The organism is Streptomyces sp. NBC_01306, from assembly GCF_026340465.1.
Taxonomy (GTDB): domain Bacteria; phylum Actinomycetota; class Actinomycetes; order Streptomycetales; family Streptomycetaceae; genus Streptomyces.
On sequence record NZ_JAPEPC010000002.1, the window covers coordinates 368,999 to 381,841 of the forward strand.

At 71.0% G+C, this 12,843-nt stretch carries 8 protein-coding genes; 5 read left to right on the top strand and 3 right to left on the bottom strand.

All coding sequences use genetic code 11. The features are described from left to right. The first annotated feature begins 20 nt into the window (after window positions 1-20). The 5 genes from OG385_RS34770 (at window position 21) to OG385_RS34790 (ending at window position 6,853) form a co-directional block, all read left to right on the top strand. Window positions 21-1,391: an aspartate aminotransferase family protein gene (locus OG385_RS34770; RefSeq protein ID WP_266861909.1), complete on the top strand. Its 1,371-nt coding sequence runs from the start codon at window positions 21-23 to the stop codon at window positions 1,389-1,391. Window positions 1,392-1,732: 341 nt separating this feature from the next. Continuing rightward, window positions 1,733-3,202, top strand: a complete 1,470-nt coding sequence (locus tag OG385_RS34775; protein ID WP_266861910.1) for an amino acid permease — start codon at window positions 1,733-1,735, stop codon at window positions 3,200-3,202. Window positions 3,203-3,372: 170 nt separating this feature from the next. Continuing rightward, window positions 3,373-5,079, top strand: coding sequence for an amidohydrolase (locus tag OG385_RS34780; protein ID WP_266861912.1), 1,707 nt, complete (start codon window positions 3,373-3,375; stop codon window positions 5,077-5,079). Next, window positions 5,076-5,318 (top strand): DUF3311 domain-containing protein, encoded by a 243-nt coding sequence (locus OG385_RS34785; protein WP_266861914.1) that lies wholly within the window; start codon window positions 5,076-5,078, stop codon window positions 5,316-5,318. The genes OG385_RS34780 and OG385_RS34785 overlap by 4 nt, the downstream gene beginning before the upstream one ends. Then, the gene (locus tag OG385_RS34790; protein WP_266861916.1) at window positions 5,315-6,853 is read left to right on the top strand and encodes a sodium:solute symporter; all 1,539 of its coding nucleotides are present in this window, start codon (window positions 5,315-5,317) and stop codon (window positions 6,851-6,853) included. The genes OG385_RS34785 and OG385_RS34790 overlap by 4 nt, the downstream gene beginning before the upstream one ends. Before the next feature lie 6 nt (window positions 6,854-6,859). On the opposite strand, the gene OG385_RS34795 is transcribed toward OG385_RS34790, so the two are convergent. The 3 genes from OG385_RS34795 to OG385_RS34805 form a co-directional block, all read right to left on the bottom strand. Continuing rightward, window positions 6,860-9,754 (bottom strand): FAD-binding and (Fe-S)-binding domain-containing protein, encoded by a 2,895-nt coding sequence (locus OG385_RS34795; RefSeq protein WP_266861918.1) that lies wholly within the window; start codon window positions 9,752-9,754, stop codon window positions 6,860-6,862. 187 nt (window positions 9,755-9,941) lie between these two features. After that, window positions 9,942-11,261, bottom strand: coding sequence for an MFS transporter (locus OG385_RS34800; protein ID WP_266861920.1), 1,320 nt, complete (start codon window positions 11,259-11,261; stop codon window positions 9,942-9,944). Window positions 11,262-11,391: 130 nt separating this feature from the next. Continuing rightward, window positions 11,392-12,675, bottom strand: a complete 1,284-nt coding sequence (locus OG385_RS34805; protein ID WP_266861922.1) for a hydroxyacid-oxoacid transhydrogenase — start codon at window positions 12,673-12,675, stop codon at window positions 11,392-11,394. Window positions 12,676-12,843 lie beyond the last annotated feature (168 nt).

Genomic DNA, 12,843 nt, shown 5'->3' on the forward strand with positions numbered 1-12,843 from the left:
GCCAGGAGGGGAGATCCATCGTGACCACCGAGTCCGCGTTCCGTGCCAGGGCGCAGCGCCATCTGGGCCAGCACTTCACCCGCCAGGACGTCTGGCAGAGCGATGAACTGCCGGTCTTCGTCCGCGGCGAGGGATGCTATCTGTACGACGAACAGGGCCGGCGCTTCCTCGACGGTCTGGCGGGCCTGTTCTGCGTGAACATGGGGCACAGCCGCGGGGACATCGTCACGGCAGCCACCCGGCAGATGGAGACACTGGCCTACTCGACCAACTGGGGCGCCGCGCACCCGCCCGCCGTGGAAGCGGCGAGCCTGATCGCCGAACTGGCCCCGGGCGACCTGGACGTCACGTGGTTCGTGAACTCCGGCTCCGAGGCCGTCGAAACGGCGATCAAGTTCGCCCGGCAGTACCACCGCAGCCAGGGCCACTCCGAGCGTACGAAGATCATCAGCCGTGACATGTCGTACCACGGTGTCACCCTGGGGGCCCTGTCCGTCACGGGCCTTCCGAAGATCCGCGATCCGTTCCTGCCGCTGCTGCCCGGTATCCGGCATGTGCCCAACACGCTTGGCCACACCGGCGACTGCGGGCCCGCCGACGAGCTGGAGTGTGTGCGGGCGATCGAGGCCGCCATTCTGGAGGAGGGCCCCGAGACCGTCGCGGCCGTCTTCGCCGAGCCGGTGCAGAACGGGCGCGGCGCGCTGGTCCCGCCGGACGGGTACTGGCGCGAACTGCGCAGGATCTGCGACCGGTACGGGGTCCTGCTCGTCGCCGACGAGGTCATCTGCTCCTTCGGACGGCTGGGCCACTGGTTCGGCAGCGGTTACTTCGGCGTGGTGCCGGACATGATCACCTTCGCCAAGGGCTCCACTTCCGGCTATGCCCCGCTCGGCGGCATGATCGCCCGTGAGCCGCTGGTCCGCGGGCTCTACGAGGCTCCCGGCGGCGGCACGTTCACGCACGGCGCCACCTGGGGCGGCCACCCGGTGTCCACCGCCGTCGCGGTCGCCAACATCACCGCGATGCGGGACGAGAAGGTCCTGGAGAACGTCGGCAGCCTCGGCCCCGAACTCCGCGCCGGACTGGACGAGATCAAGCGGCGCCACCGCGTCGTCAAGGACGTCCGGGGCATGGGCTACTTCTACGCGGTCGAGTTCACCGCCGACCGTGACTCCGGGCGCGAACTCAGCCCGGAGCAGTCGCAGAAGGTGCTGCGCGAGGTGCTCCCGCAGGCGTTCAGGAAGACCGGGGTCATCCTGCGCCCGGACGACCGCGGCGCGACGATGCTGATGATCTCGCCGCCGCTGGTGGCCGACCGTGAGGTGCTCGACGAACTGCTCGCAGCGGTCGACGTGATGGTCGGCGATGTCGAGAAGAGCGTCACCGGCTGACGACAGGCAGCCGTACGCCGGTGCGGGGAGGGGACTCGCCCCTCCCCGCACCGGCTGCCGCGCTGTGCACACTCCGTGCACCCTCGGTGAGAACTCCGTGCGCCTTGTGAACACCCGCATACGTTTTCACCGTCCCATGGCTGGAATTCCCACCCTCATGCCCCGCGTGGCTACGCTGGGGCACTTCCCGTGGAACAGGCGCGGGACCGGAACCCAGGGCCTGGTACCCGGTAGGCGGCCCGTTCTGGATCTTCCTCACACATCCACTTTTCGGCCAGCATTCCGGGCACTGCTGAATTCCCGACGGCAGCTCCACGCACTTTCCGAAGTAAGGGGTCCCCGTGGCAGAGAACAACGGGTCCGGCGAGATCGGACGCGAAGAGACCGGAGGGGCCGGACTCCGGAGCGAACTCAAACAGCGGCACATGACCCTGATCGCCCTGGGCGGGGTGATCGGAGCAGGGCTCTTCGTCGGCAGCGGAGTGGTGATCGACGAGACCGGGCCGGCCGCGATCATCTCGTTCCTGCTGGCCGGCGGACTCGTCATCCTGGTCATGCGGATGCTGGGCGAAATGGCGGTGGCGCGCCCGGCGGTCGGCTCCTTCTACGCGTACGCCCGGCTCGCCCTGGGCAACTGGGGCGGCTTCACCATCGGCTGGCTCTACTGGTACTTCTGGGTCAACGTGGTCGCTCTGGAAGCGGTGGCGGGCGCCAGCCAGATCCATGCCTGGCTGCCCGGGGTCCCGCTCTGGGTGGTCAGCCTCTGCCTGATGGTGCTGCTCACCGGGGTCAACATGTTCTCGGTGCGGTCGTTCGGGGAGTTCGAGTACTGGTTCTCCTCGATCAAGGTCGCCGCCATCACCGTCTTCCTCGTCGTCGGCCTGGTCTTCGTCCTCGGTCTGTGGCCCGGGGCCCATGCCGACGTCAGCAATCTGACCCAGCACCACGGGTTCGCTCCGCACGGCGTCGGCGCGGTGCTCACCGCCGTCATTCCGGCGGTCGGGTTCTTCACCGGCGCCGAGATCGCCGCGCTGGCCGCAGCCGAGTCCAAGAACCCGCAGCAGAGTGTGGCCAGGGCGACCCGCTCGGTCGTACTGCGTGTCCTGCTGTTCTACGTGGGCTCGATCTTCCTCGTCATCGCCATCGTGCCGTGGAACGATCCGTCGGTGGCGCAGGGCCCGTACGTGGCGACGCTCCAGCACATCGGGATCTCCGGCGCCGGCAACCTCATGCGTGTGCTGATCCTGGTCGCGGTGCTCTCCTCACTCAACGCCGGCCTCTACAGCGCCTCCCGGATCGTGTTCGCCCTGACCAGGAACAACGACGCCCCGAAGAGCCTGACCAAGCTCAGCAAGCGGGGCGTGCCCCGGCGCGCGATCCTGCTCGCGACGGTGCTCGGCTATGTGTCGGTGGTCATCGCGTATGTCTCGCCGGACGCCGTGTTCTCCTTCATCGTCCACTCCTACGGCGCGGTCGCGCTCTTCGTCTATCTCCTGGTCGCCCTCTCCCAAGTGCGGTTGCGGCGGCGGCTGGAGCGCGAGGACCCGGGGTCGCTCACCCTGAAGATGTGGTGCTTCCCGTATCTGAGCTGGTTCGCCATCGCCGCCATGGGCGCAGTGATCTTCACGATGGCGGTCCTGCCGTCCACCCGCTCCGACTTCGCCGCCAGTGTGCTGACTCTCGCCGTGGTCCTGGGCGCGTACGGAATCCGCGCGTACCGGGGCCGCCGTCAGGCGCGTACGGACGGCGGTCCTGCCGGGGCCGGCCCGGAGGAACCCCTGTCCCAGCCCGTTCTGGACTCCCAGAAGTGACCGCGAACTGGTCCTGCCGCGATCTCCGCCGAACGGGGAGCATGGCGAGAATTCAGCGTCGTCGCATCTCGGCGCCGCTGACCTTCTCAGCCCGCTCCGCGCAGCCGGGTCCGGCCCTCGACCGGCTGCCGCTACGCAGGTGTTGACCTGCTTCAGGTGGTGATCGTTCGATGTCCGACGTCCCCCGTACCGCCGATCCCCTCGCAGCCGCCGATCTCGTACTGCTCAACGGAACGGTGCGCACCATGGACCGGGGCGGTACGACCCGGACCGCCCTGGCCGCCCGGGACGGGCGGGTGCTGGCGGTGGACTCCGACGCCGCGGTGCTCGGCCTGGTCGGCCCGCAGACCCGCGTGCTCGACCTGCGGGGCCGCTGCGCGGTGCCGGGGTTCATCGAGACGCACAACCACCCGACGTTCTTCGGGCTCACCCTGGCAGCCGATGTGGACGCGGGCAGCCCGCCGAACGCCACCGTCCGCGACATCGTGGACCGGGTGGAACAGGCGGTGGCCGGTGCGGAGCGCGGCAGCTGGATCCGCGGCTACCGGTACGACGACACGCTGCTCGCGGACGACCGGCACCCCACCCGCGGCGATCTGGACCCGGTGTCCCCGGACCATCCGGTCTGCCTCCAGCACATTTCCGGCCACTTCTGCGTACTGAACTCCGCTGCGCTGCGGCTGCTGGGGATCCACCGCGGCTCCCCCGACCCGGTCGGCGGGGCGATCGGCCGTGACGAGGACGGCGAACCGACCGGGGTGCTCGCCGAGACCGCCGCGTTCGCCGCGTACGCGGCCATGCCCAAGCCGGGCTCCGCGGATCTCGCGGGGGCGCTCGGGCTGGCGGGGGACGCCTATCTGGCCGCCGGGGTCACCACCGTCCACGACACCGGGCTCGGACTGGTGGGCGGGGCCGGTGAACTGGACGCCTACCGGCTGGCGCGCGCCTCCGGGCGGCTGCGCAACCGGATCCGGGCCTATCTCGTACAGGATCTGTTCCCCGGCCTCGGCGACGGATCGCTCAGCCCCGTGGAATCGGGCATCTCGGGCCTCGGCGACGACCTGTTCCGGGTGGCCGGGGTCAAGCTGTTCGCCGACGGGTCGCTCCAGGGGCTGACCGGATGCGTCTCCGAGGGGTATGCCTGCGCACCGGACACCAACGGACTCCTGATCCATCCCCAGGAGGATCTGAGCCGGCGGGTCGCGACGCTGCACGAGGCCGGCTGGCAGGTCGCCGTGCACGGCAACGGGGACGCCGCGATCCAGGCGATTCTGGACGCCTACGCGACACTCGGCCTCGACCCCGGCGAGGCCGACAGGCGGCACCGGATCGAGCACTGCCAGATGGTCAGTGAGAAGCAGCTGGACACGATGGCCGGGGCCGGTGTGCTCGCCTCGTTCTTCATCAAGCACGTGTACTACTGGGGCGACCGGCACCGCGACCGGTTCCTCGGTCCGGAACGGGCCCGGCGCATCAGCCCGCTGGCCTCCGCACGGGCGCACGGCGTCCTGTTCGGCCTGCACTCCGACACCCCGGTGGTGCCGGTGCCGCCGCTGGAGGGCATCTGGTGCGCGGTGCGCCGGATGACCCGCGACGGCGAGGAACTGGGCCCGGAGCAGCGGGTGGACGTGGACACCGCGCTGCGCGGCTACACCAGCCAGGCCGCCCATCTCGGCTTCGAGGAACAAACCAAGGGCAGCCTCGAACCGGGCAAGCTGGCCGACATCGCGGTGCTGTCGGCGGACCCCGCAGCGGTCGACCCGGCCGCCCTCGACACGCTCCGGGTGGACGCCACCGTCATCGGCGGTGAGGTGGTCTGGCGAGGCGCCACCGATCTGGAAGCGGGGCGGCCGCCGTCCGACGGGGGTCCGCGATGACGGCGAACCACCGGAGTCTGGCCATCGGTCTCGGGCTGCCGTCCGTCGCCGTCCTGGTGGTGATGCCGCTGCTCGCCGACACGTCCGTGTACGTACTCGGCATCCCGCTGCTGTTCTTCTGGATGTTCCTCTGCTTCCCGCTCACCAGCCTCTGTCTCTGGGTGGCCTGGCGGATCGACCGGCCGCGCTACCCGGAGGATCCGCCGCCCGCGCGCCGGGAGGAGGTGAGCGGGGCATGATCGCCGCGATCTTCTTCGGTGTGCTGGCGCTGTCCGTCCTGGTCGCCTTCAGCGCCCGGCGCGGGATGCGGAAGATGTCCATCGGCGAGTACCTGGTCGGCGGCCGCTCCTTCGCCCCCTGGCTGCTGTACTTCCTGGCCGTCGGCGAGGTCTACAGCATCGGCACCATGATCGGTTTCCCGGCCGGTATCTACGCGGGCGGAGCGAGCTACGGGGTCTGGTTCCTCGGCTACATCCTGCTCGCCTATCCCCTGGGCTACTTCGTCGCACCACTGATCTGGCGGGCGGGCGTGCGGTACGACGCGATGACCGTCCCGGACGTGTTCGGACGGCACTTCCGCAGCCGGTCCCTCGAACTGGTCACGGCGGGCGCCGTGCTCGTCGCGCTCGTGCCGTGGGGGCAGTACCAGTTCATCGGGATGCAGGTGGTGCTCGGCGCGCTCGGGCTGCCCATCAGCCCGGTCCAGGCCGTCGTGCTGGCGGGTGTCATCTCCTTCCTGTACCTCGCGGTGTCGGGCGTGCGGTCGCCCGCCTTCGTCGCGATCCTCAAGGACGTCCTGATGATCGTCGGCATCGTGGTCGCCGGGGTGGTCGTGGTCGTGGCCGCCGGGGGCACCTCGCAGATCTTCGGATCGGGCTCCGTGCCGCACGCGCAGGTCACCATGGGCGGCTCACCGATGGTGTTCGCACTCACCACCATCGTGTTCCAGGGCGTCACCTTCTATCTGGGCTTCTCCGCGACCTATATCTTCACGGCCCGGTCGGAGCGCGCCATCAAGTCGTCGACCGTGTGGATGCCGGTGTACATGCTCGTGTACCCGTTCCTGGTCGCCACCGCGTACTTCGCCTTCGCCGACGGCACCAGGGTCAAGGACCCCAACACGGTCTTCATGGCCATCGTCCAGGACCGGCTGCCCGACTGGCTGGTGGGTGTGGTCGCGGCGGGCGCCGGTCTCTCGGGCATCCTGGTGCTGGCCGTCACCGCGCTCTCCATCGGGGGCATCGTCTCCCGGAACCTGGCGCCGAACGTCCGGCCCGAGGCCCAGCGCCGGTGGACGACGGCCGCGGTCGCGGTCTTCCTGGTCGCCGCTGCGGTCCTCACCCTGACCGCGTCGACGCTGATGCTGACCGTGCTGAATCTGACGTACTACCTGCTCGGCCAACTCATCCCCGGCTGGATCGCGTTGATGTTCTTCCGCCGGGTGCGGGGCTGGGCGGTGTCGACGGGGATCCTGGGCGGGGTCGCGGTCTCCATCGTCCTGTACGCGACCGACCCGGACCTCGCCGGCATCAACGCGGGCCTGATCGCTGTCCTGTTCAACTTCGCGCTCACCTTCGGTCTGAGCCGGCTGCGTCCGGGGCCGTCCCTCACCCCCATCGCCGCCGTGGACGCCGGACCTGGTCCCGAAGCCGGACCTGGTCCCGAAGCCGGACCCGCTCCCGGATCCGGACCTGGTTCCGACGCCGGATCCGCGCCCGTGCGACCGGTCGTCGCCGGCCGCGAGGAGGACGGATCGACGGCGTCGGTCGGCTGATCCGGCTCACCGGATGTGCCGGGCCAGGAGCTGGGCGAGGTGGTCACCCGAGCGGTCGGTGAGGCTGTCGAGCTGGGTGCGGCAGCTGAAACCGTCGGCGAGGATCGTGTCGTCGGAGGCGGCCCGGCCGACCGCGGGCAGCAGCTGCTGTCCGGCCACCGCGACGGAGACGTCGTGGTGGCCCTCTTCGACACCGAAGTTGCCCGCGAGCCCGCAGCACCCACCGAGCCGCTCGACCGTGGCGCCGGCCGTGCGCAGCAGTTCGGCGTCCGTCTCCCAGCCCATCACGGCGTGGTGGTGGCAGTGTGGCTGGGCGACGACGGTGGCGCCGGTCAGGTCGGGCGGGGTCCAGTCCGGGGTCCCGCCCAGCAGTTCGGCCAGCGTACGGGTGGCCGCGGCGACCTCCGCCACTGCTTTCCCGTCCGCGTCGCCGTCGCCCTTCCCCTCCGCGTCTCCGAGGAGTTCGGCGGCGTCGGCGCGGAGCACAGCGGTACAGGAGGGCTCAAGGCCGACCACCAGCGCGCCGGCCCGGACGTACGGCGCCAGCGCTCGCACCGTGGCGCGTATCTGCCGCCGGGCGCCGTCCAGTTGGCCGGTGGAGATCCAGGTGAGACCGCAGCAGACGGGCCGTTCGGTGACGGTGACCCGGTACCCGGCGTCTTCCAGGACGGCGACGGCCGCGATCCCGGTACCGGGAGAGAAGGCGTCCGTGAAGGTGTCGACGAAGAGGACCACATCACCGTGGCGCGGGGTACGGGACTCCGCGGGTCGCCGGGCGAACCAGCTGCGGAACGTCTCGGGGGCGAACACGGGCAGTTGGCGGCGCGGGTCGACTCCGGCGGCGCGGACGAGGAGCGGGTGCAGAGCCCGCGAGCGCATCACCAGGTTCGCCAGCCGGGTGAGACCGGGCAGACTCCGCACCAGGCGCGCCCAGCGGGGCAGCCAGCCGAGGGCGTAGTGGCTGCGCGGGCGCGGCCGGTGGCGGTATTTCTGGTGCAGCGCCTCCGCCTTGTACGCGGCCATGTCGACCCCGGTCGGGCAGTCGGACGTGCAGCCCTTGCAGGACAGACAGAGGTCGAGGGCGTCGTGCAGGGCCGGGGAACGCCAGCCGTCCGGCCCGAGCCGGCCGGAGACGACGTCCTGGAGGACCCTGGCCCGGCCGCGGGTGGAGTCCTTCTCCTCGCGCGTGGCGAGGTAGCTGGGGCACATCACCCCGCCGGTCGCGGTGGTGTCGGCGCGGCATTTGCCGACCCCGGTACAGCGGTGGACGGCCATGGACAGATCGCCCCGGTCGTGCCGGTGGGCCAGCCCGAGGGTGGGCAGTTCCTTCCGGCGCAGCGGCCGTGCGCCGGCGGCGCGGACGGCGTGGTCCACCGGGTCCGGCCGCACGATGACGCCGGGGTTGAGCAGGTCATCGGGGTCGAAGACGCTCTTGACCCGTTCGAACAGGCCGATGGCCTTCGGGGAGTACATCAGCGGCAGCAGCTCGCCGCGGGCCCGTCCGTCACCGTGTTCGCCGGACATGGACCCGCCGTGCCGGGCGACCAGTTCACCGGCCTGGAAGAGGAACTCCCGCAGGGCGCGCGTCCCGTCGGCGGAGCCGAGAGGGAAGTCGATGCGGATGTGGACGCAGCCGTCGCCGAAGTGCCCGTAAGGCAGCCCGGTCAGCCGGTGCTCGGCCAGGAGGCCTTCGAACTCCCGCAGATAGCCGCCCAGTTGCTCCGGCGGGACCGCCGCGTCCTCCCATCCGGAGTGGGCGGGGTCGCCCGCGGGGGTACGGGAGGCGAGCCCGGCGCCGTCCTCGCGGATGCGCCACAGCGCGGCGGCGTGCGCGGCGTCGACGACGATACGGGAGTCCAGGGCGCCGGCGTCCGCGATCAGCCGGCCCGCGTCGGCGACCAGGGCCGCGGAGCTCTCACCGGCCAGCTCGACGAGCAGCCAGCCTTCGCCCCTGGGGAGTTCCGGGACCGAGGCGGCTCCCTTCCGGTCGACGACCACGCGGACGATCCGCGCGTCGAGCCCCTCGCAGGCCACCGGGGCGTACGGCAGGATCGCCGGGACGGCGTCCGCCGCGTCCGCCATGGTCGGGTAGCCGAGAGCGATCAGGATGCGCTGCGGTTCGTCGCGTACGAGCCGGACCCTGGCCGCGAGGGTCAGCGCCAGGGTGCCTTCGCTGCCGACCAGGGCACGGGGCACGTCGAAGCCGCGCTCCGGCAGCAGGTGTTCCAGGCTGTAGCCGGACACCTGCCGGGGGAAGCGCCCCAACTCGGTCCGGATGACTTCGAGTTCGCTCGTGGTCGCTGCCCGGAGGCTGTCGAGCAGGGGGGAGGCGCCCGTGGTCTGCGGTACCGCGCCGAGACGCAACCGCTCCCCCGTACCCGCGAGGACGTCGAGGCCCAGGACGTTGTCACTGGTGCGGCCGTACCCGAGGGCGCGCGAGCCGCAGGCGTTGTTGCCGATCATGCCGCCGAGGGTCGCGCGGTTGTGGGTGGAGGGGTCGGGGCCGAAGCGCAGGCCGTGCGGTGCCGCGGCCCGCTGGAGGCCCGCCTGGATCACGCCTGGTTCGACCAGGGCGGTCCTGGCCTCCGGGTCGATCTCCAGCACCCGGTTCAGATGGCGGGAGGTGTCGATGACGACGCCGGGGCCCACGGCGTTTCCCGCGATGGAGGTGCCCGCGCCCCGCATGGTGAGCGGGATCCGCTGTTCCCGGCACACCGCCAGCACCGCGGCGATCTCCGCGGCGTCGTGGGGGAAGACGACCGCCCGGGGCTCCACCCGGTACAGGGAGGCGTCCGAGGCGTAGAGCGAGCGGGCCAGCGGGGAGTCGTCGACCTCCGCCACTGAGGCGCGGCGGAGCGCGTCGGTGATCTCCGCCGTGTTTCGGGTCTGGGGCGTGTGCACAGCGCTACCTCACGGTGGGTCAGGGGCGCCCCGTGCGAGGGGGCGCGGCGGGCAGATGTACGGGGTGCCGGAGGGGCGGGACGGGACACGGCGGTCCGACGGAACCCGGCGTCCGGCGGGACACGGCGGTCCGGCGGGACAGAGCGGGGCCGCGGGTCCGGCCCGCCCCTCCCCCGTACCTTGCGGTTCAGCTCTGCAGCACCGGTACCGGCTGCGGTGTCTGCGCGCCGATTCTGCGGCGCAGTACGGCGATGAGGACCACGGACACCAGGCTGAGCGCGGACATGGCCACGATGTAGACGGACATGAGCCACGGCCTGCCGCCGCCGGACGCGAGCAGGCTGGTGAGGATCATCGGGGTGAGCCCGCTCGCGAAGACGCCGGAGACCTGGTAGACGCAGGAGACGCCGCTGTAGCGCACGTTCGCGGGGAACAGTTCGGCGTACAGCGCCGCCTGCGGGCCGTACATCGCCCCGTAGAACAGGCCGAGTGTCACGACGAGCACGCCTCCGATGACCAGCGCGGAGCCGGTATCGAAGAGCGCGAACGCCGGGAAGGCGGACAGGCCGAAGAGGACCGTTCCCAGCCCGAAGATCCGCAGCCTCCCGTACCGGTCGGAGATCGCGCCCCACACCGGGATCATGGGGATGCAGACGCCGGCGCCGACCATCACGCCGATCAGCGCGTGGGTCCGCGACACGTTCAGTTCGCCGGTGGTGTACGCGATGGCGAAGACGCCCCAGGTGTTGAAGGCGATCCCTTCCGCCATCCGCGTGCCCATGCCGAGCAGCAGATTGAGCTTCGAGGTGCGCACCAGCTCGACGATCGGGATCCGGGCCTGGTCCTGCTTCTCCTGTACGGCCTGGAAGGCGGGGGTCTCGTAGACCTGGAGGCGGATGTAGAGCCCGATGACGACGAGCGCGCCGCTGAGCAGGAAGGCGATGCGCCAGCCCCAGTCGAGGAACTGGGCCGTGGACAGGGAGCTGGACAGCAGCGCGTACACACCGGTGCCGAGCATGAGGCCCGCGGGTACGCCGATCTGCGGCCAGCTCCCGTAGTAGCCCTTGCGGCCCTCGGGGGCGTGTTCGACGGACATCAGGACCGCGCCGCCCCACTCACCTCCGACCCCGATGCCCTGGACGATGCGGAGCACGATCAGCAGGACAGGGGCCCAGATACCGATGCTGTTGAAGGTGGGCAGCAGGCCGATGAGGAACGTACCGGCCCCCATGATGAACATGGTGACGATGAGGGCCGTCTTGCGGCCCACCCGGTCGCCGAAGTGGCCGAAGACCACCCCGCCGAGCGGGCGTGCGACGAAGCCGATGGCGAAGGTCGCGAAGGCCAGGAGCGTGCCGGTGAGGCTGTCGAACCTGGGGAAGAAGAGTTTGTCGAAGACGATTCCGGCGGCCGTCCCGTAGAGGAAGAAGTCGTACCACTCGATCGTCGTGCCGATGGCGCCGGCCAGGGCGACCTTGCTGATCGGCGTCTGCGCTGGTGCGGGCATGGGGATGCCTCCGGGTCGAGGGCGCAGGGGGTGGTGTGCCAGAGGCACCGGGGGACGCGGTACGGGGCCGCCGCCCCGCCTGCCGCCCGGCGTGCGGGCGGCAGGCGGACGCGGCGCCGGCCGCGCGCCGTTACCAGTTGCGGAGGGACTCGCGGAAGATCTGTTCCGCCGCTTCGGTGGTCAACGGGCGCGGGACCACGCTCAGTTGACGGGACTGCTTCATGGTGCCCGAGACGAGTTCGCCGAGCTGGGCCTCGGAGTAGCCGAAGGCGGAGATGCCGTTGGGCATCCCGATGTCGCGGAGCAGTTCACGCAGCACGCGGGGCAGGGCTTCGGCGCCCTCGTCCGGGTCCACGGGCCGTCCGCCGATCAGCTCGGCGGCCCGCAGATGGCGCTGCGGGTTCGACGGGTAGGTGAAGCGGAAGGCGGCCATGGCGGTGGAGGCGACGGCCTGGCCGTGCGGCACCATCGGCATCTCCGGATAGCCCTGGGCGCGGTAGTTCTCGACGGCGCCGGCGATGGGGTAGGCGTTGGCGTGCGGGATGTGGGTGCCCGCATTGCCGAAGCCCATGCCGGTGACGGCGGATGCGTACGCCATGCCGTAGCGGGCGGAGAGGTCGTTGCCGTTCATCACGGCCCGGCGCAGATGGACGCCCACCAGTTCCATGGCCTTCTCGCACCACACGTCGCTGATCGGGTTGGCGCCGCAGAACGCAGCGCGGGCCTTGGCGCTGGGGAAGGCGGGCCGCGCGTCGAAGGAGAGCGCGGTGTAGCTCTCGGCGGCGTGGGTGAGGACGTCCATGCCGCTGGCCGCCGTGACAGCGGCGGGGACGGTCATGCTGGTCAGCGGGTCGACGACGGCGAGCGACGGGCGCAGCCGCGGGTGGCTGATGCCTGCCTTGAGGCGCAGGTCCAGGAGGTCGACGACGCAGATGGTGGTGGCTTCCGAGCCGGTGCCGGCGGTGGTCGGCACCGCGATCAGGGGTTTGACCGGCAGGGTGGGGACCTTGCCGCCGCCGATCGGTGCGGCGATGTAGTCCATGAGCGTGCCGGGCTGGGTGGTGAGCAGGTTGACCGCCTTGGCGGTGTCCATCGAGGAGCCGCCACCGACCGCGATGTAGCCGTCCCAGGGCCCCGACCTGGCGAATTCGACGGCTTCCCCGATGCTCACGTCCGTCGGCTCGACGGCGACTCCGTCGAAGATCCGGGCGTCGAGTCCGGCGGCCTTCACCGCGTGGGCGACCCGGTCCGGTACGCCGGTCGCGGCGACGCCGGGGTCGGTGATGATCAGGGCGTTGGTGACGCCGAGTGCCTGTAGGTCCTCGCCGATCTCGGCGATGGCGCCGAGCCCGAACTTGAGCGGGGGCGCGGCCCAGGTGAAGACGGACTCGGTGGGGTTGTCGAAGCTGGGCATGAAATCTCCTGGCGTGTGGGGCGTTGCGGCGGGGTGCGGCGGGCCGCTTTCCGCCGGTGGATCCGGGGCCTGAGAAGAATTTTGGAAGGACATCCACATTGTGGAGTGCCGTCACGCTAGGACGTCCCCGTGCGGCCGGTCAATGCCCATGACAGGAAATCCTCTTCC